The sequence below is a fragment of the Alcanivorax sp. genome (genome assembly GCF_002733835.1).
In the GTDB taxonomy this organism is placed as follows: Bacteria; Pseudomonadota; Gammaproteobacteria; order Pseudomonadales; family Alcanivoracaceae; genus Alcanivorax.
In genome coordinates this window covers 99,437-122,925 of record NZ_NVWY01000004.1, presented here as the reverse complement: position 1 = coordinate 122,925, position 23,489 = coordinate 99,437, and the positions used below count along the sequence as shown (strand labels likewise).

At 57.9% G+C, this 23,489-nt stretch carries 16 protein-coding genes and 1 pseudogene; 9 read left to right on the top strand and 8 right to left on the bottom strand.

The genetic code is table 11. The features are described from left to right. Positions 1-19 precede the first annotated feature (19 nt). On the top strand, positions 20-1,303 hold the full coding sequence (locus COA55_RS03765; RefSeq protein WP_290500706.1) for a hypothetical protein: 1,284 nt from the start codon (positions 20-22) through the stop codon (positions 1,301-1,303). Here COA55_RS03765 and COA55_RS03760 read toward each other — a convergent pair. Next, the gene (locus COA55_RS03760) at positions 1,295-2,977 is read right to left on the bottom strand and encodes a CocE/NonD family hydrolase (protein ID WP_290500705.1); all 1,683 of its coding nucleotides are present in this window, start codon (positions 2,975-2,977) and stop codon (positions 1,295-1,297) included. The genes COA55_RS03765 and COA55_RS03760 overlap by 9 nt on opposite strands. Positions 2,978-3,024: 47 nt before the next feature. Here COA55_RS03760 and COA55_RS03755 point away from each other — a divergent pair, with 47 nt between their 5' ends. From COA55_RS03755 to COA55_RS03745, 3 genes are all read left to right on the top strand, one after another. Then, positions 3,025-3,774 carry a DUF1461 domain-containing protein gene (locus COA55_RS03755; RefSeq protein ID WP_290500704.1) on the top strand — a complete coding sequence of 250 codons (750 nt, stop codon included), beginning with the start codon at positions 3,025-3,027 and terminating at the stop codon, positions 3,772-3,774. 51 nt (positions 3,775-3,825) lie between these two features. Further along, positions 3,826-5,853: a PEP-utilizing enzyme gene (locus COA55_RS03750; RefSeq protein ID WP_290500703.1), complete on the top strand. Its 2,028-nt coding sequence runs from the start codon at positions 3,826-3,828 to the stop codon at positions 5,851-5,853. A gap of 68 nt (positions 5,854-5,921) precedes the next feature. Beyond that, positions 5,922-6,719: a DUF2189 domain-containing protein gene (locus tag COA55_RS03745; protein ID WP_290500702.1), complete on the top strand. Its 798-nt coding sequence runs from the start codon at positions 5,922-5,924 to the stop codon at positions 6,717-6,719. 57 nt (positions 6,720-6,776) lie between these two features. Here COA55_RS03745 and metH read toward each other — a convergent pair whose 3' ends face one another. Further along, a complete protein-coding gene (gene metH / locus COA55_RS03740) occupies positions 6,777-10,478 on the bottom strand; it encodes a methionine synthase (protein WP_063518942.1) in 3,702 nt (1,233 codons plus the stop codon). Positions 10,479-10,778: 300 nt separating this feature from the next. Between metH and COA55_RS03735 the strand changes: the two genes are divergently transcribed. Both COA55_RS03735 and COA55_RS03730 read left to right on the top strand, forming a co-directional pair. Further along, positions 10,779-11,597 (top strand): mechanosensitive ion channel domain-containing protein, encoded by an 819-nt coding sequence (locus COA55_RS03735; RefSeq protein WP_063518939.1) that lies wholly within the window; start codon positions 10,779-10,781, stop codon positions 11,595-11,597. Between the two features lie 10 nt (positions 11,598-11,607). Next, entirely contained in the window at positions 11,608-12,393 is a 786-nt protein-coding gene (locus COA55_RS03730) for a DUF481 domain-containing protein (RefSeq protein WP_063518940.1), read from the top strand. Between the two features lie 347 nt (positions 12,394-12,740). On the opposite strand, the gene COA55_RS03725 is transcribed toward COA55_RS03730, so the two are convergent. The 4 genes from COA55_RS03725 to COA55_RS03710 all read right to left on the bottom strand — a co-directional run bounded on the left by COA55_RS03725 (position 12,741) and on the right by COA55_RS03710 (position 17,286). Next, positions 12,741-14,123, bottom strand: a complete 1,383-nt coding sequence (locus tag COA55_RS03725; protein WP_063519402.1) for an NAD(P)(+) transhydrogenase (Re/Si-specific) subunit beta — start codon at positions 14,121-14,123, stop codon at positions 12,741-12,743. Between the two features lie 3 nt (positions 14,124-14,126). Beyond that, positions 14,127-14,402 carry an NAD(P) transhydrogenase subunit alpha gene (locus tag COA55_RS03720; RefSeq protein ID WP_007151153.1) on the bottom strand — a complete coding sequence of 92 codons (276 nt, stop codon included), beginning with the start codon at positions 14,400-14,402 and terminating at the stop codon, positions 14,127-14,129. Next, positions 14,402-15,625 (bottom strand): Re/Si-specific NAD(P)(+) transhydrogenase subunit alpha, encoded by a 1,224-nt coding sequence (locus COA55_RS03715; RefSeq protein WP_063519403.1) that lies wholly within the window; start codon positions 15,623-15,625, stop codon positions 14,402-14,404. Before COA55_RS03715 ends, COA55_RS03720 begins: the two co-directional genes overlap by 1 nt. Positions 15,626-15,858: 233 nt before the next feature. Then, positions 15,859-17,286 (bottom strand): AarF/ABC1/UbiB kinase family protein, encoded by a 1,428-nt coding sequence (locus COA55_RS03710; protein ID WP_290500701.1) that lies wholly within the window; start codon positions 17,284-17,286, stop codon positions 15,859-15,861. Positions 17,287-17,376: 90 nt separating this feature from the next. On the opposite strand from COA55_RS03710, the gene COA55_RS03705 reads away from it, so the two are divergent. Next, positions 17,377-18,147, top strand: a complete 771-nt coding sequence (locus COA55_RS03705; RefSeq protein ID WP_290500700.1) for an alpha/beta hydrolase — start codon at positions 17,377-17,379, stop codon at positions 18,145-18,147. A 94-nt stretch (positions 18,148-18,241) separates the two neighbouring features. Beyond that, positions 18,242-19,384 (top strand): oxygenase MpaB family protein, encoded by a 1,143-nt coding sequence (locus COA55_RS03700; protein ID WP_063519406.1) that lies wholly within the window; start codon positions 18,242-18,244, stop codon positions 19,382-19,384. 98 nt (positions 19,385-19,482) lie between these two features. Here COA55_RS03700 and COA55_RS03695 read toward each other — a convergent pair whose 3' ends face one another. After that, the gene (locus COA55_RS03695) at positions 19,483-21,591 is read right to left on the bottom strand and encodes a carboxy terminal-processing peptidase (RefSeq protein WP_290500699.1); all 2,109 of its coding nucleotides are present in this window, start codon (positions 21,589-21,591) and stop codon (positions 19,483-19,485) included. A 163-nt stretch (positions 21,592-21,754) separates the two neighbouring features. Here COA55_RS03695 and COA55_RS03690 point away from each other — a divergent pair, with 163 nt between their 5' ends. Then, positions 21,755-22,978 (top strand): nucleoside recognition domain-containing protein, encoded by a 1,224-nt coding sequence (locus COA55_RS03690; RefSeq protein ID WP_290500698.1) that lies wholly within the window; start codon positions 21,755-21,757, stop codon positions 22,976-22,978. On the opposite strand, the pseudogene COA55_RS03685 reads toward COA55_RS03690, so the two are convergent. Beyond that, positions 22,960-23,400: pseudogene (locus tag COA55_RS03685) on the bottom strand (alpha-ketoglutarate-dependent dioxygenase AlkB); the annotation flags it as partial. The gene COA55_RS03690 and the pseudogene COA55_RS03685 overlap by 19 nt on opposite strands. Positions 23,401-23,489: the final 89 nt, after the last annotated feature.

Sequence of the window (23,489 nt, the reverse complement as noted above, 5' to 3'; positions counted from 1 at the left end):
CCAGGTAGCAACCATTACTATGACCCTACGCCTGTTTCTGGCGCTCGGCCTTTTTATTCCGGCACTGACCGCCCAGGCAGAATGCCGCTTTGATCCACTGGATCGTGGCCGGGTGGTTAAACTCTCCGGGCAGGACGTTCCCGGCGCCCAGGGTAAAACGCTGGATTCCCTCTCGGTCATGCGGGTAGAGCAGGGCCGTTTTGTGCCGGTGCCTTACCAGTTCGATGAGCTGGATGAGCACGGCATGGTGTGGTTTGAGGGGAGTCAATTCGCCATGATCGGCGAAGCCGGGCATCTGGATGCGGCAGATCAGCTTTTGATGATGCTCACGGATGCGGGCCCGCAGGCACCAGCTACGCTTCGTCCCGCCCGGGGAACTATCGTTGCCGATATCGCGGTGGCGAATAATTGCCATTTCTATCTGGTCGAAGGCAGTAGACAGCGCAGCCAGGATTATTACGTCGCCCACGACGTCGATAGTGGCATGACGCGCACGGCGCTTTATGAGCTGAACGTGGAGCCGGAAAACGAACTGAACTGGCTCTATCTCGGTTATCAGGGCTACCAGGGGGAGGGCTCCATCATTGATACCCTGAAAATGCGCATGAGCGCCGGGGTGCTCTCGCGCTTTACCCGGATGTCACTGGATAATCATAACCTGCGCCCCAAACAGGTTGGGCATTTGATCGGCCCAATTCGATCAGTCATGCATTTACGTACCAAGGTGGTGCTGGCCGGTATCCCGGTGATGACGATTCAGGTTCAGGCCATGCGTTATGCCGCCCATTACGAAGCGCATACCTTTGCGCGCATCCCGGAGCTGTATCGCGCCACCCTCAAGGACCCGGAAGTGGCGGTGACCGTTGACGGTAATGGGCAGATCGGGGCAAAGGTCTATACCGCCCGGTTCGCGGATAACCCGGTTACGGTTGACGGAAAGAAGGATGTTGATGATCAGGCTTTTGCCGGCCAGCAAATCAGCATGGAAGAAAACTGGATTCTCTTTGACAGCCGCAAACAGTTTTCACTGCTGACAGCCATGACGGTACCGGATGAACTACTGAAGACGCGGGTGGAATTGATCTATGAAGATGACCGTGACCTCAAGGTAGAGCCGGAGCAGTTCACCGGTCAGTTACCCAACCTGGGTTACTCCCTGCAAGGCTGGCCGGAGCCGCAGGAATTGCGCTTTACGGTCAGCCTGTATTTTGACGAAGGCCTGCACGGCATGGAGGCGGGGGCCTTTGCACAGCAGCGAAGCGCTGCCGTGCCTTACGCAGTCAGTGAGCCGGTATCAGAATGAGCGATCCGGCTTCAGCGAGAGAACGTCTTCGCGGGTGATCGGCAGCCAGACATCCCCTTTGATGCTGGCATTGCGTGCGAGAAACGCAGAATTCAGCGGGAACTGGGAGGTGAACCCGTAGATCACCAATCCGATACGATCGCCAGCTTTCAGTGGTTGGCTGACCGCAGGTAATTCCAGTTCATAAATGCCTTTCTCCGGCAGAGGCGTGAGCTGTTCACTGGCCACATGGACCCGGCGCCGGTTGGCATGTTGAATCCCCAGGCCCACAAAAACGGGCATGCTTTTCCCGCCGGAAGTCCCTCCCAGATTAAGTTCAATGCGCGGCTTGCCGAGCAAGACTTCGTCATCACCACGGGCGATATACATGGGCACGAACTTGGGGCGCCCAAAGCCGCCATTGGGCTTCATGTCACGCAAATCGGCGCCGGGCCACATGGCACGGAACAGGTCCGTGCCGGTATCTACGCCGACCATAAGCCATTCAAAAGCGCCGGCCAGTGGTACGGTCACCTTGGTGCGGGGCAGAGCGTACTGCGTGCTGTTGACCGGCAGCCCCTCATCCAGGGCGATACCGCGGTCTTCAGTGACATTGATGCAATACTGTGGCACGCGGCTCTCGCCGGCCTGCAGCTTTTCATCCCACCAGTTCAGGATGGTATCCACTGCCGTTTCACTGTAATCACCGCAGTGCACCATGTCGTCGGTCTGATAGAAGGGCAGCCAGCCACGCCATTGCTGCATGGGCCAGGGCATAACGTGGCCTGCCTGCATGCCGATGATACGGGCATCGCGCCCTTGTTCCTGCCAGCACTCATAGTTGCGCTCTGCCTGCTGGAACGGAAACATGGTGTCGGTGAACCCCTGAATAAACAGGGCATCGGCGTGTGGCGATTTGCCCTGGTCACAAAAAGCGGCGGGGCTGCGCTGGTACATCAGGTCCTTCAGATCCTGGTTGACGGTGCCATCGAAGGCGCTGCGCCACGGGTCCGAAAACATCACGCCCACATCGAAGCCACTGTTAATGCCTCCAACGCCCAGCAAAACAGCGCCCCAGGCGCTGCGAAACTCGCCGTTCGGAGCAATACTGTTCATGTCGTGCCAACCGGTGAGCGGCACGAGCGCCTGCAGGCGCGGTTCGGTGAAGGCGGCCAGCGTCTGCAAGCCGGCACCGTAAGACTCGCCAATCATGCCGATGGCGGGCTGACCGTCAGGCATACGTTTGACGCCGGGAAGGTGGCCCAGTGACCAGTCGATCACATTACTGAGATCCGCGACTTCAAAGTCCGGGTCCATCATGTGCACGTGGCCATCGGACTGCCCCCAGCCCCGCTGGTCGTAGAAGACCACCCAGTAACCGGCTTTCCACGCCGCGATGGCGGCTTCACCGGTGAGGATGGATTTGCCGTAAATTGACATGGGGCGCTTCGCGCGGAAGCCACCAAAACCGTGAGTGGCGATAATCAACGGGGCGCTTTCCCCGGCCTGAAGCTCAGGCTGGTAGACGGTGGCTGCCAGTTTTTTGCCGTCCCGGGTCGGGATGCGCACCTGGTAATAATCCTGTTTTTGCGCCTGGATCGTGCGCGGCGCATTGGTTTGAGGCAGGGTGGTGGTACAACCCGATAACACAAAAAAGCCCGTCAGCAGGGCTATCGACATGAAGAGCGGTCGCATGTGGCTACGTCCTCTGTTTATTATTCTGTTATTACTGTGAGGGTGTTATGAAAAAAACGGCTCAACCAAGCCAGGTCGCGGCCACTTTAGTGTGGTTCTTTTATGTTGTCATTGTTGTTTCTTTGGCTGTGACGCTGTGTTGGGCATTTTATAGCCAGTCGAACTATGGCTACCGCTTCTGGTATCAACAACTGGATATTGGCCAACATATACAAATTTATGGCCCTCAGAATCGCTTTAAATCCGGGTTTGAACAATTGCCCCCCGAGCAACACTGGCAGGCATTTGAGCAAATTCGTGATGCCGTGCATAACAGCGGGGCGGGATTGGCTGATATTTATTACCAGCCACCGGGGAAGAATCCACGCCCGTTACTGCACAATGCTGAAGTGCAGCATCTTCAGGACGTGGCCGATTTTATTGATCTGGGGCGTGTGCTCTTCTGGGTGTTGTTGGCCTTGTGGTTGCCGCTCGCCTGGCTTTGCGTCTGGCTTAAAGCACCACCCATGCGCTGGCGGCTTGGCATTACTGTTTTCACTGTGGGGGCTGTGTTAGCGTGGTTCCTGATTGCCGGCCCGACCCAGGTTTTTTATCAGTTTCATCTATGGATTTTCCCCGCTGACCATCAATGGTTTTTCTATTGGCAAGACTCACTGATGAGTACGCTGATGAAGGCCCCGGTATTGTTTGGCGGGATCGCGGCGGTAATCGCTCTGGGGGCATTGCTGCTCACGCCGGTCTTGTACAGGCTGGGCCTGTGGGGTGTGCGACGGCTTGCGCCGCAGGGGTGGCGCTAAAGAATCCGCCGCGTATATAACAGACCAATTTCGACCAATAAGAAACGGCTCATGAGCATTGAAGTACTGACTGCCGATGTTGAGGGTGGCGAAAATCTGCAGCGCTGGGCTGCCATGGGGTTACCAATCCCGCCCAGCTGGCGCATTGACCGCAGCGTGGTGGCAGACAGTTCTGCCGCGTCGCTGACTCACCAATTACGCGCCTTGCCGCGCATGTTTACCGATGACCGTTATTGGGTGCTTCAACAGGGGCCCATGAATGCGGATTCACGCCGGGAAAGCCTGTTGAATCTGGATTCGGATGAATCACTGGCGGCGGCATTGCGGAGCATTTTCGATCGCGAGCCTGGCCCGGACCATGTGGTGATCCAGGCACTGCCGCGGCAACAGGCTGCCGGGGTGTTGTTCACCCGCCACCCGCTACGCCAGGACCTGCCACACATGGTGGTGGAGGGCGTGGTGGAGGGCAGCAATGAACGTCAGCGATTGATTTTCGATGACAGCGGGCGACTGGTGCATGCGTCGCAGGCCGCACTGCCACTAAGCCAACAGGTTGATGAATCCCAGCTGCGACAACTCCACACCAGGCTCAAACAAAATTTTGACCGTCCCCAAGCCGGTGAGTGGGTGTTTGATGGCGAACAGCTGTGGCTATTGCAGACGTTGCCGGTGGGCTCGCTCCCCGAACCCAAGGAAGCCTGGACGCGACGTGCCGGAGTAGGGCTGTTTAATCAGGTAGAAACGCCGCTGTGGTACACCCTCGCGGGCCGTTGGCTGAAAGCAGCTTTCTGGGAGCCGCTGGTCGAACAGGCCGGCTGGAGCCGTTTGGCCAAGGTCGAGCCTTATCGGCGCCAGCACAGCCACATCTATACCAATTGCGCGTTTTTTCGCGAACTCCAGCAACAACACAAAGGCGCAGCACGCTTTGTGCCCCCGGCCTGGCAGCAGCTTGAAGTCCATGATGAGGCAACACCAGTGCGCTTGCGTTCGCGCCTTGCCGACACCGTTACCCAGTGGCGCCACCGGTGGATGCTGACGCAGTTGTCCCTGGATATTCTCCACTGGAAAGAGCCGGACGTTACCCGTGAAGCGCTATGGCGGGCTTTTATGCGACTGGATGCCATGGGAGAGGCGCTCAGTCGGGTGGACGGTGAGCTTGCCTATCTGACCCTCGCCGATGCCCTGCCTCGCTATGGGGCGCCGTTACCGCTAGCGCTGCTGGTCACCCCCGCTGAATTGCAGGCAGTGGAAGCATTGGCCCGGGGGGATCTTGAGGTGGTGCGAGAGACCTCGCTGCGCCCAGGTGCCGACCCGGTGCACGCGCCATTAAATGAAGGCCCGGCCCAGGCGGCTACCCTGAATGGCTTGCAACAACCGGGGATAGTCAGCGACGGGCAACTGGCTCAACCGAGTGAGCAGGACGCCAATGCGTTGCGTATGGCGCGTACGGCACGGGGCCTGCGTTTTGCCATCGGCAACCGTCTTCGCCGTCTGCTGCGTTCCATGGGGGCTATCGTGGTCGAGCAGGGCATGCTGCAGCACCCGGATGATATCTATTTCCTGTATTTTGATGAGCTCTGGCAGCTGTGGATGGGGCAAAAGCTGCCAGCCAGTGCAGGCAGAGAGGTCATTGGTGACCGTAAACTCCGTTATCTGGATGATGGCTTGCAAGGCGCACCGGACTGGAAGATGGATCAGGTGGGTTATGGTTTCGGCGGCGGGCAGCGCCTCAGCCCATTGTTGCGCGGCTTGCCATTGGTTGATGGTTCTGCGGAAGGGCCGATCCGGCGGGTATGCAGCGCCTGGTGCCTGAACAAGATCCAGCCCGGCGATATCGTGGTAGTGGATCAGGTGGAACCCGCATGGCTGCCCTGGCTGGTACAGGCGGCGGGCCTGGTGATTGCCGAGCAGGATCCGGCTAACGCCGCCGCCAGCCTGGCGGTGACCTATGGCATTCCTGCCATCTGGTCTGCCAGTGATGTCATGCATAGCGTGCAGGACAATCTGCAGGCAACCCTGGATGCCACCCAGGGCCAGCTTGATGTCGCTCCGGTTATGGATGACGATAACGCCAGCTAGGACGATCGGGCTGGAAGGCGAAAAGTGCAGGGCTCACGTGTTGTTCTTGTCCCACAGAGGCAGGTTCCATGAAGCAACCACCGAATCAGGAAGAAGACACTCGCCCGTTTGTGGCCCCATGCCACACGGTCGATACCCGCGCGCCACTGCGCTGGCTGCGCAAGGGATGGCGGGACTTTCGGGCGGCGCCGGGGCCAAGCCTGGTGTATGGCGGCATCATGTTCGTCATCAGCTACCTGATCAGTGCCGCCACTTGGTGGTTCGGTAATATGGGCCTGTATCTGGGCCTGCTTTCCGGCTTTGTCTTTCTTGGGCCGCTGTTGGCGCTCAATCTCTACGATATCAGCATCCAGCTGCAGCAAGGGCGCAAGCCCAGCTTGCTTGAGAGTTTACGGCAGGCGCGGGCCTGCATGGGTGACGCCCTTACCTTTACCGTGATTCTGGTAGTGGTGTTTCTGGTGTGGGCCCGGGCGGCGAATCTGATTTATATCTTTTACCCGGTTAATGAGTGGCACCTGGAGAATGTACTGCTGTTCTTCGGGGTGGGCAGCAGTGTGGGCGCCTTGTTCTGCGCCATCGTTTTCACCGCCAGCGTGTTTTCACTGCCCATGATCATGGATCGCAAGACGGACATGGTGACCGGGGTGATTACCAGCACCAACGCGGTGCTACGCAATAAACCGGCGCTGTTTGTGTGGGCCTGCCTGATTGGTGTTTGCCTGCTGGTGGGCTTGTTAACGGCCTACCTGGCGCTGGTGGTGCTGCTTCCGGTGCTTGGCTATGCCACCTGGCATGCCTACCGCGAAGTGATTGATGCCAGCGTATGGGAGCCGCGCTTTACGCTTCCTGCTGAGGATGCAGATTGAATGCGGGAACCGCCTTTCCGGCAACGATCCCCGCATTTCTCTGAACAGCCTGAGGGCCTAGTCCTCGTCCATGTAGCCCAGCAGGTGGGGCACCATCCGTTCGATCTCCTTGCGTGTCATGCCTTTGCGTGCGGCGTAGTCGTCCATCTGGTCCTTTGCCAGTTTGCCGGTGCCGAAATACTTGGCCTGTGGGTGGGAGAAGTACCAGCCGGATACAGCCGCAGTGGGCAGCATGGCGTAGCTTTCGGTTAGCGTCATGCCGGCATGGGTTTCCGGGTCCAGTAACTGCCACAGCAAGGCTTTCTCTGTATGGTCCGGGCACGCCGGGTAACCCGGGGCAGGGCGGATGCCTCGATATTTCTCGCTAATCATGTCCTGGTTGCTCAGTGCCTCATCGCTGGCGTAGCCCCAGTAGTCCTTGCGCACTTTTTCGTGCAGGCGCTCGGCGAACGCTTCCGCCAGCCGGTCAGCCAGTGCCTTGAGCATGATGGCGGAATAGTCATCATGGTCGGCTTCGAAGCGGGCGACATGTTCGTCGATACCAATGCCGGCGGTAACCGCAAAGCCACCCAGCCAGTCGGTGAGCCCGGTTTCCTTGGGCGCGATAAAGTCACTCAGGCAGAAATCCGGCTTGTCGTTCTTGCTTCGGTCCAACTGCTGGCGCAGGTGATGAAGGGTCATGAATGGCTGCTCATCACCCGGGTTGCGGTACAGCTGGATATCATCCATATCCGAGTTGGCCGGCCAGAAACCCATTACACCACGGGCAGTTAGCCACTTTTCTTCAATGATTTTCTCAAGCATTTCCCGGGCATCCCGGTAGAGCTTGGTAGCTTCTGCGCCGACCACTTCATCGTCGAGGATCTTGGGGAATTTGCCGGCCAGCTCCCAGGCACGGAAGAAGGGCGTCCAGTCGATGCGTTGCACCAGATCATCCAATGGATAATCGTCCAGCACCTTCAGGCCTTTCACCTTGGGCTCGGGCGGCGTGTAATCACTCCAGTCAGGCTGGAATCGATGCTCCCGGGCCTGATCAATGGAAATCAGGCTGCGGTCCACCTGCTGTTGTTTGCGCCGGACGCGCAGTGCCTCGTAGGTTTCCTTGAGTTCGGAGACAAAGTCGTCCTTGGCCGTTTTGGAGAGCAGCCTGGAGGCCACGCCGACGGCACGGGAGGCATCAGCAACATGGACCACGGCCTTGTCATAGGCCGGATCAATCTTCACCGCGGTATGAATGCGGCTGGTGGTAGCACCGCCAATCATCAACGGCAGGTCCATTTCCAGGCGCTGCATCTCGCTGGCCACATGCACCATTTCTTCCAGCGAGGGGGTAATCAGCCCGGAGAGGCCAATGATGTCCACATTTTCTTCTTTGGCTACCTCGAGAATAGTCTCGCAAGGCACCATGACGCCCAGGTCCACCACGTCATAGCCATTACATTGCAGCACCACGCCAACAATGTTCTTGCCGATGTCGTGCACATCGCCTTTCACGGTGGCCATCAGGATTTTGCCGTTGGCTTCATCCTGGGTGCCCAGCTCTTCCTTTTCCTTCTCCATGAAGGGCATCAGGTAGGCGACTGCCTTCTTCATGACCCGGGCGGATTTGACCACCTGGGGCAGGAACATCTTGCCTTCGCCAAACAGGTCGCCGACCACGTTCATGCCATCCATCAAGGGGCCTTCGATGACGTGAAGCGGGCGGGCGGCATTCTGGCGGGCCAGCTCGGTGTCTTCTTCCACGTAGTCGGCAACGCCTTTCACCAGGGCATGCTCAAGGCGCTTTTCGACGGCCCATTCACGCCAGGCCAGATCTTCCTTTTTGGCTTTCTCGCCGCCGCTACCCCGGTATTTCTCGGCAAGATCCAGCAACACTTCGGTGCCGTCTTCGTGGCGGTTGAGCACCACATCTTCCACTGCGTTGCGCAGTTCTTCGGGAATGTCCGCATAAATGGCCAACATGGTGGGATTGACGATCCCCATGTCCATGCCGTTTTTGATGGCGTAATAGAGGAACACTGCGTGGATGGCTTCACGAACCGTGTCGTTGCCCCGGAAAGAGAAACTCACATTGGAGACCCCGCCGGAAATCATGGCGTGGGGCAGGGTGCGCTTGATGTCGCCCACCGCTTCAATGAAATCCACGGCGTAGTTGTTGTGCTCTTCGATCCCGGTGGCAATGGCGAAGATGTTGGGGTCGAAAATAATGTCTTCCGGCGGGAAACCCACTTCTTCGGTGAGCAATTTGTAGGCACGGGTGCAAATTTCCACCTTGCGCTCACGGGTATCTGCCTGGCCTTCCTCATCGAAAGCCATGACGATCACGGCAGCACCGTAACGCCGCAATAGGCGCGCCTGATGAAGAAAGGCCTCTTCGCCTTCCTTCATGGAGATGGAGTTCACCACCCCCTTGCCCTGGATGCATTTCAGCCCGGCCTCGATCACTTCCCACTTGGAGGAGTCGATCATGATCGGCACTTTGGAGATTTCCGGTTCTGAGGCCACCAGATTGAGGAACTTCACCATGCACTCGGCGGATTCCAGCATCCCCTCATCCATGTTGATATCGATGATCTGGGCGCCGTTCTCCACCTGGTCGCGGGCCACGTCCAGCGCGGCATCGTAGTCCTCTTCCTTGATCAGGCGCAGGAATCGTTTGGACCCGGTCACATTGGTCCGTTCGCCCACATTCACGAACAGGGAATCCTTGGCGATGGTGCAGGGTTCCAGGCCGGACAGGCGGCATGCCACTTCAATGTCCGGGAGCTGGCGTGGCGCCAGACCTTCAACAGCCTCCGCCATGGCGGCGATGTGCTCCGGGGTAGTCCCGCAGCAACCACCGATAATGTTCAGAAAGCCTTTCTCTGCCCAGGCGCGGACTTCTTTTGCCATGGTGAACGGATCCAGGTCATATTCACCCATTTCGTTGGGCAGCCCGGCGTTGGGGTGGGCGGAAACATAAGTTTCGGAAATGCGCGACAGCTCTTCGATGTACGGACGCAACTCCATGGGCCCCAATGCACAGTTCAGGCCAAAGCTGATTGGGCGGGCGTGACGCAGGGAGTTGTAGAAGGCCTCGGTGGTTTGCCCGGTGAGGGTACGGCCCGAGGCATCGGTGATGGTGCCGGATATCATGACCGGCAAGTCCAGATTGTTCTCGTAGCAGTACTGGTCCACCGCAAAGACCGCCGCCTTGGCATTCAAGGTGTCGAAAATGGTTTCGATCAGCACCATGTCGATGCCGCCCTCTACCAGGCCGTCCAGGGCCTCCAGATAGGCGTTCACCAGTGCATCAAAGTTCGTGTTGCGATAGCCCGGGTCGTTCACGTCCGGGCTGATACTGGCGGTGCGGTTGGTGGGGCCAAGCACCCCGGCCACGTAGCGGGGCTTGTCTGGTGTGGAGGCTTCGTCGGCGGCCTCCCGGGCGACACGGGCGGCGGCAACGTTGATGTCCCGCGCCAGGTCCTGCATGTCGTAATCGGCCATGGCGATGGACGTGGAATTAAACGAGTTGGTCTCGATGATATCCGCGCCCGCGTCCAGGTAGCCCTTGTGCAATGCCTTGATTCGCTCAGGTTGCGTCATGCTGAGCAGGTCATTATTGCCTTTCAGGTCGCTGGGCCAGTCGGCGAACTGGCTGCCGCGGAATTCCTCTTCACTGAACTGGCAGCGCTGGATCATGGTGCCCATGCCACCATCAAGAATCAGGATGCGTTCCTTGAGTTGGGCAGTTAATTGAGCGCGCGGGTTCTGTGACATCGATGGCTCCGGCAAGGGCGGGAAATTGGGGCGTGCATTATAGCGGGGCAGGGCGCAGATACCCAATATGTGGTGCTTTTTCCGGGGGGAATCGCGATAAAAGGGCATTGTTGGCGGCAGCAGACTGGCCATAAGGTGCATTAGGTTTCATTATTGGGCAGGCTTGGTGGCGGAATGGCAGGCATGTCTCGCGGCCAGTGGATGAAATTTTTGTAAAATCCCGCGCGGTGGCATCAGCATGGCTTGGGCTTGCCGCAGGAACGGGCATAATTCGCGCTCACAGGATGAGGAGTACGCTTAATGGATCAATATCTGACCCAACTGGAAACCTTTGCCAATGAAAATCTGGTGCCTTATGCCTGGAGCATTGCGGCGGCACTGGTTATTTTCATTGTCGGTAGCTGGATTGTTGCCCGCCTTAGTGGCTGGGTAAAAAAGCTGCTGAACAAGCGCATGGATGAAACAGTCGCCACTTTCCTGGGGCGCATTGTTCACGTTCTGCTGTTCGTTTTCGTAGTGATTGCGTCCCTGGATCAACTGGGTATAGAGACGACCTCCCTGGTTGCGATTCTGGGTGCCGCCGGCCTGGCTGTTGGCCTGGCCTTGAAAGATTCCCTGGGTAACTTTGCTGCGGGCGTCATGCTGATCATGTTCAAGCCGTTTCGCGTGGGGCATTACGTGGAGGCGGGGGGAACCTCTGGCACGGTCAAGGAAATCCGTATTTTTGCGACGATCATGAACAGCCCGGATAACAAGGTTCTGACCGTGCCCAACGGTGCAATCATGTCCGGAAATATCGTCAACTATTCGGAAAAGCCCACACGTCGAGTGGATATGGTTTTTGGTGTCGCTTACGATGCGGACCTTTCCGTAGTGAAAAAGGTGCTGCAGGAGGTTCTTGCTGCGGATGATCGTGTGCTCAAGGATCCTGCGCCGACCATCGTCGTGGGTGAGCTTGCGGATAGTTCGGTTAACTTCTTGTGCCGTCCCTGGGTAAATAGCGCGGATTACTGGCCGGTTCTGTGGGATACCACGGAAACCGTGAAGCGTCGCTTTGACGAAGCTGGCATTGGCATTCCGTTCCCGCAGATGGACGTACATTTCGACAAAAACGATTAAGGAGTGATTCATGCGCAGTAAGACAATCGCTGCCATGCTGCTGGCCGCCGGGCTTCCGGCGGTATCGGTGGCTGCAGAAGATGCAGCCACCGACGAGGGCAGTGAAGTTTCAAAGTGGTCTGGTGATATTGGTGTCGGGTTGTTGTTCAAGCGTGGCAACACCAATTCCGACTCTACCAATGCCAACGTTAATATGGCACGGGACAGCGAGAAATGGCGTCATACTTTCAAGGCTGATGCCAATAACGAGAAGGAAGAGGATCCCGATACGGAAGAATACAACCGTACGGATGAGAACTACTTCGCTTCCTACAAGCTGGACCGTAAGCTTGGCGAAGATGCCAAGAACTACCTCTTCAATGTGCTGACCTACCAGAAAGATAATTTTTCGGGGTATCACTACGAAGCCAGTTATGCCATCGGTGTGGGTCGCCGCTGGATTGATTCGGATCTGCAGACCCTGGATGCCGAAATCGGTCCGGGTTATCGCGTAAAGTGCCTGGAGCCCCAGGACACCTATATGAGCTGCCATAACTCGGAAGAAGATGCGATTGCCCGCATTGGTATCAAGTACGAGTTGCGCGTCAGTGACAACACCACCTTCAAGGAAGATTTCTCTACCGAGGTAGGTGAAGAGGGCGCGGATACACGGGCTGAAACGTCTTTGACCACGGCGATTAATTCCAGCTTTGCCTTGCGCCTGCGCCACTTGCTGGAACATAACTCCTCGGTACCGCCTGGCACCAAGGAAACGGATCATACGTTCTCTGTCGGTGTGGTTTACACCCTGCAGTAGAGCGGTTTTTCTGCGTCACAAAAAAAGCCCCGGCCGGTAACGGTCGGGGCTTTTTTTGTGTTCATCGCGGAATTGAGCAATCAGCCAGCTTCAGAGCTTGTCGCATTGTCCCGCCCTGACAGATGCTGGACGACCGGAACCTCCTGCCCATCCCTCAAAAGAGATGCCGCAATAGCGACAGCCTCTCAGGCTATGGGGTTTGACGTCAGGCATCCGGCATCCGGCATCAGGCGTTAGGCTCTGGGCAAAACTCCGTGGGAAGGGCTCGCCATCATGGCCTTCTCTCTAAGCCGCGATGAGCCAAAAAAAAGGAGCCCGAAGGCTCCTTTTTTTGCGAAGGCGGTGGATCAGCCTTCCTTCAGGGCGGTGGTGATATCCAGCACCGCGCCTTTGCCGTCGCCGAACAACATCAGGGTGTTGTCCTTGGCGAACAGCGGGTTGGGCAGGCCGGCAAAGCCGGCGCTCAGAGAGCGTTTGACCACAACTACGGTCTTGGCCTTGTCCACGTTGAGGATGGGCATGCCGTAAATCGGGCTGCCTTTGTCTTCGCGGGCCATGGGGTTGGTTACGTCGTTGGCGCCCAGCACGATGGCTACGTCGGTCTGCTCGAAGGTCGGGTTGATCTGGTCCATGTCCTTGAGCTGGTCGTAGGGGACTTCGGCTTCGGCCAGCAGTACGTTCATGTGACCAGGCATGCGGCCTGCAACCGGGTGAATCGCGTATTCCACCTCGATACCGGCGGCTTCCATGGTGTCAGCCAGTTCACGTACAGCATGCTGCGCCTGTGCCATTGCCAGACCAAAGCCTGGAACAATAACCACGCGTCGTGCGGTTTCCAGCATCATTGCGACTTCGTCTGCGGAGGTGGATTTCACCTTGCCGGCGTAGACTTCGTCTTCGTCCACGGCGTCGCCTGCTTCCGCCATTACACCAAAGAGCACATTGGTGAGAGAGCGATTCATGGCTTTACACATGATGCTGGTCAGGATCAGGCCGGATGCGCCTACCAGGGAACCGGTAATGATCAGGGCGCTGTTGCCCATGACGAAACCGGCCGCAGAGGCTGCCACACCGGAGTAGGAGTTCAGCAGGGCGATCACAACAGGCATGTCTGCACCGCCAATCGGCAGCACCAGGAACAGGCCCAGCACCATGGCCGCTGCCACCAGGCTCCAGAACACCATTTCGTTACCCGGGTTAACCACCAGGTAGCCGATACCGACGAGAGAACCAATAAACAGGATGGCGTTAACCAGCTTCATGCCGGGGAAGCCCATGGGCTTTCCGTCGATGAGCTCCTGCAGCTTGGCAAACGCCACAAGAGAACCGGTCAGGGTAACAGCACCAATCAATACGGCCGCGCCAGTGGCGATGATGGAGACCGTATCGTTGGCGGAACCACGGAAGAATTCCGCTGAGGCAACAGCAAAGGAGGCACCGCCACCAAAACCGTTGAGCAGCGCAATCATCTGCGGCATGGAGGTCATCTGAACCTTCTTGGCCATGATGGCGCCAATCAGGCCACCGACAACGACGCCGGCAATGATCACTTCGTAGGTAACGATATGCTCGTTGAGCAGGGTTACCACGGCGGCCACGCCCATACCGGCTGCTGCCAGCAGGTTACCGCGTACCGCTGTTTTCGGCTTGGTCAGCCCCTTGATGCCCAGCACAAACAGGCAGGCAGAAATCAAGTAGGCGATATCAATCCAGTTCTGAGAAACGTGCATGGTTTACTTCCTCTTGAACATCGCCAGCATTCGATTGGTGACCATAAAGCCGCCAATCACGTTAATGGTGGCCAGAACCACCGCGGCAAAGCCCAGCACATTGATCAACATGCCGGAATCAGACCCGGCCGCAATCAAGGCGCCCACCACGGTGATACCGGAAATCGCGTTGGAACCGGACATCAGCGGGGTGTGCAGGGTCGGCGGAACTTTGGTGATCAGTTCCACACCGAGGAAGATCGCCAGCACAAACAGGGTAAGTTGGGCTACGAAATCCATTACTTTTCCTCCTTGCTGTCCGCGTCGGACGCTTCTTCCGCGGCTTCCGGCTCAGGCTTGGCCAGAGCGGGGAGACCCAGAATGTCGCGCAGACGGGCTTGGGGAACGTCGCCATCGTGACTGATCACGGTTTCGGCAACGATTTCGTCTTCGAAATCCAGCTGCAGCTCGCCGTTATCGTCGATCAGCAGGTTAAGCAGGTTTTCCATGTTCTTGCCAAACATCTGGCTGGCATGGAACGCCACAGAGGAGGGCACGTTTTCCGGACCGATGATGGTCACGCCGTGCTTCACTACTGTTTTGCCGGACTCGGTCAGTTCGCAGTTGCCGCCACGCTCAGCAGCCAGATCCACAATAATGGAGCCGGGCTTCATGGCTTTCACCATGTCTTCGGTGACCAGGATCGGGCTCTTGGCGCCGGGAACGGCCGCGGTGGTGACGATCACGTCCATTTCCTTCACGACTTCGGTCATCAGCTCACGCTGACGCTTGAGGAAGTCTTCGCCCTGGGCCTTGGCGTAACCGCCGGAGCCTTCCGCTTCGCCGGTATCCAGATCAAGCTCGACCGGCTTGGCGCCAACAGACAGGATCTGTTCACGGGCAGCAGGGCGAACGTCGTAGGCCTCAACGACTGCACCCAGGCGCTTGGCGGTGGCACAGGCCTGCAGACCAGCAACACCGGCACCCATGATGAACACGCGTGACGGCTTCATGGTGCCGGCAGCGGTCATGTTCATGGGGAACATGCGTTGGGATTCGGTCGCGGCGAGCAGCACGCACTTGTAACCTGCGATCATGGCCATGGAAGACAGCACATCCATGGCCTGGGCGCGGGTAATACGCGGTACCAGCTCAAGCGCCAGGCCGGAAACTTTCTTTTCCGCCAGGGACTGGGCAAATTGCGGGTTAGCCAAAGGGTCGGTCATACCGATCAGCACCTGGCCTTCCTTCAGTTTGTTCAGATCCTCGTCACCGTTCTTGATGTTGCTGCCGGGCGTTTGCACCTGCAGAACAACCTGAGCGGAAGAGAATACCTCATCGCGATCAACCAGCTTGGCTCCGGCAGCTTCATAAGTGCTGTCCGGATAACCGGCAATATCGCCGGCGCCGCGCTCGATGATGATCTCGATACCTTGTTTTTTCAGCAGTGCGCTGACATTGGCAGGCGTTAAAGCAACGCGCTGCTCGCCAGGGCAGATTTCTTTGGGAACACCGATAATCACCTGCGTTACCCCCGTCTGTGGTTCGCAAATAATTGGCTATTCAGGAGGGAGGATATTGGCAACCCGAAACCTCTGAAAGCCTCGAAAAACGGCCGGTTCAGGTGAACCGGCCGATGAGCAGGGTGCTAACCTTATTGTGCACGTGCCAGCTTGGCAAATGACAAATGGTTATCGCACCGATAAGTGGGTGATAAATGAGCGTTTTGGCCTGTCAGCACCTGTAATCATGGGAATTACCCGCCCGGACTGATCGTTTTTCGATCAACAAGGGCGATATCGTCCTCTTCCTGCATGTGAATGAAAGGCTCAAGGATGGTGTTGCCACGGACCTCCGACTCGATTACATGCAAAAAGGTGTATGCGCCAAGCAGCTTGCGGGCGAGGAAGATGAATTCCTTGGGGGGTACATCGAAATGCACCGAGAGGGCATTGCGGCCGGCACGATTCATGATGCGACTGGGCAGATTGCTCCTGCCCCAGCAGTACTCGCCATTCTCATTGAGCACGGAGGCCGGGGGCGGGAAACGGTCCGGGTCCTGCAACACTTCAACCGCTTCGAAGCAGAGTTCGGAGAACTCCTCAAGCAATTTGCGCGGGGCGTTACGGGCCAGGAAATCCAGGGCGTTGAGCGCCCGGATCAGCCGGTCAGCGTCATGGTAGAAGGAGGCGCGAATCATTTCCCGGCCCGGGCCAAGCACTTCGTTGTCGAAATCACGGATGGCGCCGAAATCCAGCAGCACGATCTGGTCCTGCTCCGGGGTTTCCCCAATTCGCAGCAGATAGTTGCCGAAATTCGGGTCCGTTTGCATCTTGTTCCATTCGAACACTTCCCGGCAGCACAGCTCCATAATGGCGCGGCCGATAAAGTTGCGGCGGGTCTGGGACAGCTCAAGGACGGCAGGATCGTTGACGCCAATACCACGCTCGAAGGTCATGCACATGATGTTGTGGGTGGAGAATTCCGGAATAATTTCCGGCACCACGAAACGCGTGTCATCGGCCAACGCGGCGCGAAAATGGCGGGTGGTGTGGGCTTCAAGATCATAATCCACTTCACGCTTGAGCATCTCGCGCACTTCATCGAGCCACATATTGAATTGCTCTGTCATGGGCACCAGTCGGCTCAACTTCAACAGGCGCACCAGCGCACGCATGTCGGAATCAATCGCGTCAGCCACGCCGGGATACTGGATCTTCAGGCACAGTTCCTTGCCATCTGACTTGCGCACGGCCTTGTGCACCTGCGCCAGCGAGGCGGCCCCCAGCGGTTGCTCTTCAATCTCAAGCTCAGCCAGCTTAACTTCACCGAGCTGGCGTTTGAGGTGCCGCTCGATTGCGGGCCATTCCAGGGCCGTTGTCTGGTTTTCCAGCGTATGCAGTGCCGTGGTGACCTCTTCTGGCAGAAAGTGCTCGCCGAACAGCGCCATCATCTGGCCAATCTTGACCACTGAACCTTTCAGGCTGCCCAGCTCTTCCACCAGTTCCTGGGCGCGGGCGGACAAAATTTCCTTGCGCCGGTCATCACGTTTGTCTTTAGCGGTGAACAGTGTGCCTGCACTGGCGGTGGCGTACTTGGCGCCAGCCAGAAAGCCAGCTTTGGCCATGGAGAAGCGTCGCTCCACAGAACCTGTTTTAACCCGTTTTACTGTTTTACGTGCCATAGTCGCGAGGAAACTCCATTTGCCATCCTGAAAGCCGGTGGCATTCTAGCCCGTATTACCAAGCGGGTCATTGTCCCAAGGAGATAACAAATGGCGAGAACCTGGGTGTTATTGCGAGGCCTGGTTCGTGAAAAGCGGCATTGGGAGACGTTCCCGGAGCAGTTTCAGGCGGCGGTGCCACAGGACACGGTGATTACACTGGACCTGCCCGGTAACGGTGAATTCTGGCAGGAACGCAGCCCGACGCGGATTGCGGCCATGGTGGCCCATGCCCGCGAACAACTGCACGCCCAAGGACACAGTGGCCCTTATCATGTGGTGGCGCTGTCGCTGGGGGCGATGATGGCGGTGCAGTGGCTTTGCCAGGCGCCCCATGAAATCGCGTTTGCCGGCCTGATCAACACCAGTGCCAGTCGTTTCAGTCCTTTTTGGCAGCGCTTGCGACCCATGAATTACCGCCGACTGTTGCGAGAGGCCGTGCTTAGCCGCGACACCCTGCGCAAAGAGACCGCCATCCTCGAGATTACCTCGAATATGCGCGAACGTGATTTTCTGCACGCCCTGGCGGAAAAATGGGCTGACTATGCCGCCTCGCAGCCGGTTTCGCTCAGTAACAGCCTGCGCCAGCTTCTGGCTGCCATGCGTTTCCGGGCACCGGTGGCGCTGCCGGATTCAGTGCCGGTAATCATTGTTAACGGGCAAGGGGATCGCCTGGTCAGCCCCAGCTGCTCCCGGCGGCTGGCCGCCGCCTGGCAGCTGCCACTGAAAATGCATGCTGAAGCGGGGCATGATCTGCCTCTGGATGCACCTCAGTGGCTTATCAATACGTTACTCGAGGGGGTAACAGATTCCGCTGTTTAGTGTATTGACCGCAACCGCCTGCTAACCTAAGTTCTATTCAGAACCCGTGAGTTCTGACATGGGTTCTGAATAGACCAATAATCAAGAGGTATGCATGGCAACGCCGCAGGAATTAACCCGTTTTGCAAAAGGTCCACAGTCACCCCAGGAAAGGATCTGGTGGGACCGCTATTCCCACGACAAGCTCAATGCCTGGCGTCAGGTGCAGGATCCGCTGGCCGATCGCTGCGCCGCACAGATTAAATTCACCCGCCCGTCCGGGTTGCTTGATGAAGTGGAGCGGCGGGCTGAAACGGAAGGGGGAGATTTCCAGGCCTTTCTGGATCATTGCTATACGGTACCGAGCTGGGTGGATTTCGAGGAAATGGAGCTGGGCCGGCGCATGTATCGTCGCAATGGGGCGCTACAGGGGCTAGTGCTGATGTGCTCCAGCCTGGTCGAAGGGTACGCCCACAACAAGCCCTCCCAGGTGCTGGTGGCCACCGGACGACTACAGAAGGATGTATCCCGGCGGATCTATGAAACCGGGCAGATGCTGCACAACATCGTCGGGGATGACGGCATTCGGCCCGGCGGGCTGGGGCACCGAACCCTGATGGAAGTCCGGCTGCTACATGCGGCGGTCCGGCAATTCCTGGCCAATAATCCGCGCTGGGACAATGAAAAGTATGACCTGCCGATCAATCAGGAAGACATGGCCGGTACGGTGCTGGAGTTTGATTTTATGGTGGTCCGGGGGCTCAAGCGTCTCGGGCTGCCGATTTCCAGGCGCGAACATGAGTCCATGCATTATTTCTGGCGCTATGCCGGATATTTGCTGGGCGTGAATGAGGCCTTGCTGACCAGCACACTGGAAGAGCAGAGCGTGCTGGCTATGCAGCTGACTTCGCATCTCTATGATCCCACGCCGGACAGTGAATCCCTGGCCAAGGCCTTGCTCAAGGACATGTCCGGCAAGCCGCCCTTTAATCTTTCCTATGATGTACTGCTGGCGTTCAGTCGCTACCTGATCGGTGACCAGGTGGCAGATGATCTGAATATTCACAGCACCATTCCTGCCTCTGCCGCCGTCAGGGTGGTGAAGACGGCGATCACCACAGCCAGTTTCGGCTTGCGCTTGTTGCCGGACCCGGCCAAGCGGGCACTGGAAGGCTTTAATCACCAGCTGGGCAGGCGCACCCTGAAAGCTGGACTGGGCGATAACCCGGCACGATGGGGCTTTAAGGCACTGGCCTGACGAGTACGCTGTTAGCATCGCGATGTGGCCAAGGCGCGCCACAAAAAAACCGGCTATAAAGCCGGTTTTTATTTCCATGGTCTGTGCGTTGGCTGAAATCAGCCTTTGCGGGCAACCTGGTTTTCCCGCAGCAAATCCATGTAATCCACCAGAATTTCACCAGTTTCGCGAACGTAGGGGTCTTCGTCCATGGCTTCATCATGGCTTTCCGGATCCAGCGCCCGCTGTTCTTCCAGTGTGCGCAGCGCCTTGATGCTTTCAAGGGGATCTTCATTACGGGCCTGGCGACGGCTGTTTTCGATGGCCAGCCGTTCCTTGTCGAACTCGGTCTGCATTTGAGTGCGTGTTTTCTCGTTCAGCGACAGCTCAGTACGGTTGCGGTTCACGTCGAGCAGTTTGCGCAGAGAATGCACGTAGATGAATTCCGGGTCGCTATCCGTGCGTTCTTCATGGCGCTGGCGCAGTTGTGGCAGGAATGGCACCAGGTCAGTGACACGCTGGAAATTGGCTGATTTGATTTCATCCCAGGGCAGGGCGTTGGGCAGAGAGCTTTCCCCCACGTCATCCTTGTCTACCAGGGAGGGCAAACCCACGTCCGGTACGATGCCCAGGTTCTGGTTGCTGGAGCCCGACACCCGATAGAACTTGGCATTGGTCATCTTCAGCTTGCCATGATTGAGATCCAGCAGGGTTTGCACGGTGCCTTTGCCGTATGTCTGGTCGCCGACGATCAGCGCGCGGCCATAGTCCTGCATGGCGCCCGCAAAAATCTCCGATGCCGAGGCGCTGTAGCGGTTCACCATAACAGCCATGGGGCCGGCGTACAGGACGCCGGGGAATTTGTCGCCTTCGACGCTGACCCTGCCACTGGATTCGCGAACCTGTACGGTGGGGCCCCGATTAATAAACAGGCTGACCAGCTTGTTAACTTCCAGCAGCGAGCCGCCGCCGTTGTTACGCAGATCGATGACCAGACCATCGATATTTTCCTTGCGCAGCTCGACCAGCAGTTTGGCCACATCGCTGGTGGTGCTGGTGTATTTCGGGTCGCCGCGGTGGTAGGCGTCGAAATCCAGATAGAACGCGGGGATTTCGATAATGCCCAGTTTCAGGTCCTGACCATTGCGATCAACGTGGATAATGTCTTTCTTGGCGGCCTGTTCTTCCAGCACCACCTTGTTGCGCACAATGGTGATGGTGCGAGTGTCATGCTCGCTGGGGCTGCCGGCGGGGATAATTTCCAGATTGACTTTGGTGCCCTTGGGGCCACGGATCTGGTCGACCACTTCATCCAGGCGCAAGCCGATCACTGGAACCGGCTCTTCTTCATCCTGGGAGACACCCACAATGCGGTCCGCAGGCTTCAGTTGGCCGCCTTTGGCTGCTGGACCACCAGGCACCAGACGCACCACCTTGGTGTAGCCGTCTTCGTATTGCAGTACCGCACCAATGCCTTCCAGTGAGCGGCTCATGCTGATATCGAAGTTTTTCGAATTGTGCGGGGTGAAGTAGGTGGTGTGGGGATCAAATGTCTGCGTCAGCGCATTCATGTATACCTGGAATACATCCTCAGGAGTATTCTGCTTGATCCGCTTCAACTGGCTTTCGTAGCGACGAGTGAGCCGCGTTTCGATATCTTCCGCACTGGAATCGTTGAGGCGCATGGAGAGCACCGCATTTTTCAGCTGGCGCTGCCAGATTTCATCCAGCGCCGCCTTGTCCTTGGCCCAGGGGGCATTCTCACGATCCACTCTTACCGACTCTTTGCTGTCGAAGGTCAGCGAATCCAGGTCATTGGCGATGGTTTCCAGTGACCAGGTCAGGCGCTCTTCCAGGCGCTGCTGGAAGCGATTGAAAATGGTATAACCGCCTTCCAGCTGACCCTTGCGTAGCTGGTCATCCAGGATCTCGTTATAGCGCTGGAAGTCCTTGATGTCGGATGCCAGGAAATACAGACGATTGGGATCCAGGTCTTTCAGGTAGCGCTGCAGCACCTGTTCGGAAAGCTGATCGTCGAAATCCAGCTGGCGATAGTGATACTTGAGCTTGTCAGCAATTTCTTCAGCCGCTTCCAGTTGCTCTTCCGTCGGCTTCAGGTCGCCCTGAATATCCGGCGATGAGTCGTGAAGGGCGCCGCCGCCTTTGATTGCCCCACCCAGCAACAACAGTGCAAGGGCAAGAGGGAACAGCTTACGGAGTAATGACATACTGGCTCTCAAACAGTTTTTTTCAGTATAGCCGACAGCCCGGGAGCGGTCATTCAGGGTTGAATCGCCGGCTATCGGGGTAGACTATCGTGATGGCACGAAGTTGCAGTGCCTGGCGCCGTCTATCGGCGTAATTCTATGACCCTAGCGCACGGGAGATACTTTGCACAGACTGTTCAGCCTGTTTTTCCTGGCGGGTATCGCCGGGGCTGTGATCCAGCTCATGGCCGGGGACATGGAGGCACCGGGGCGCCTTATCAATGCCCTGTGGGAATCCGCTGATCTGGCAGTTGAAGTGAGCCTGGGCTTGATCGGGGTGCTGGCCCTGTGGAGCGGCCTGTTTCGCCTGGCGGAAGCCAGCCGACTGGCCGATCGGGTGTCCGGCTGGGTGACGCCGGTGCTGGCCCGTGTCATGCCAGGCATTGCCCGAACCCCGGAAGCCGCCGCTCCGGTGTCCATGAACCTGGCGGCCAATATGCTGGGGCTGGATAACGCCGCGACGCCACTGGGCCTCAAGGCCATGGAGTCGCTGCAGAAAGACAATCCGTCCCCGCGCAGCGCCACCAACAGCCAGATCATGTTTCTGGTGCTCAATACGTCATCGGTGACTTTGGTTCCGGTCACCGTACTGCTTTTTCGCGCCCAGCAAGGCGCAGAAGACCCGGCGCTGGTGTACCTGCCTTTGCTGATGGCAACCACCATTTCCACCCTGGTAGGCGTGATTGTTACCGCCAGGGTGCAAAAGCTTCCCCTGGCCAGCCCGCTATTGCTCACGGTAATGGGACTCTGGCTGGCGGTTCTGGGTTTGCTTGGCGCCGTTGTTTTACTGGCCCCGGCAGAGGCCGCCAACACCTTCGCCAGCCTGCTGGGCAATGGCATTCTTCTGCTTGTCTTGAGTGTGTTCTTTATCGCCGCCTGGCGGTCCGGGGTGGATAGCTACGATGCCTTTGTCGAAGGGGCAAAGGAAGGCTTCACGCTTGCGGTGAAAATCATTCCTTACCTGGTGGCCATGCTGGCAGCCATTGCCATGCTGCGGGCCGGGGGCGTGCTGGGCTTGTTTCTGGACGGCATTCGCAGCGGGGTTGGTGCGCTAGGGCTGGACACCCGCTTTGTGGATGCACTGCCCGTGGCGCTGCTTAAGCCCTTGAGCGGTTCCGGGGCGCGGGCCGCCATGGTGGATGTGATGCAGACCCATGGGGTGGATTCGCTGGCCGGGCGGATGGCGGCGGTGATGCAGGGCTCTACGGAAACCACCTTTTATGTATTGACCGTCTATTTCGGCAGTGTCGGCATCCGTGATTTCCGTTATGCGCTGTGGTGCGGGCTGGCGGCAGATGCCGCCGGCCTGGTCAGCGCCATTTTCCTGAGCTACCTGTTTTTTGCCTGAACGGCATGGTCAGGAACAATATAACGGAAGGTCAGGTTGATACGCGGGGCCGGGCGGTTGCGGCGGCGGGGCAGGGCGTGTTCGAAGCTGGCCTGCACGCCCGGCGACATCAACAAAAGATCGTCATGATGTAGTGGCACACTCAGGCACTGGCGCTGGCTGCCCGGGCCTTTCGGCCGAAAAGTCAGCTCCCGGCAAGCGCCCAGATTGTAGGACGCCACCCAAGGTGTATGGCCCAGCTCCGGTTCGTTATCGCTGTGATAACCCATGCAGTCGTCACCACTACGGTACAGATTGGCCAGCACACTGTTAAAGGTTTTTCCGGTGACGCGTTCGATCGCGGCCTTGACCGGCAATAGCCCGGCAGGCCAGCCCGCTGCCGTGTGCGTATGCCCGGAATAGCGATAGCGCAGCCCGGCATCGCCATGCCAGGCGGTTCACCGCGGGACTGGGTGCTGCCGCCCATACACGGTAATCTTGGGTTGTTGCCAATCCAGAGTCTGGCTTAACG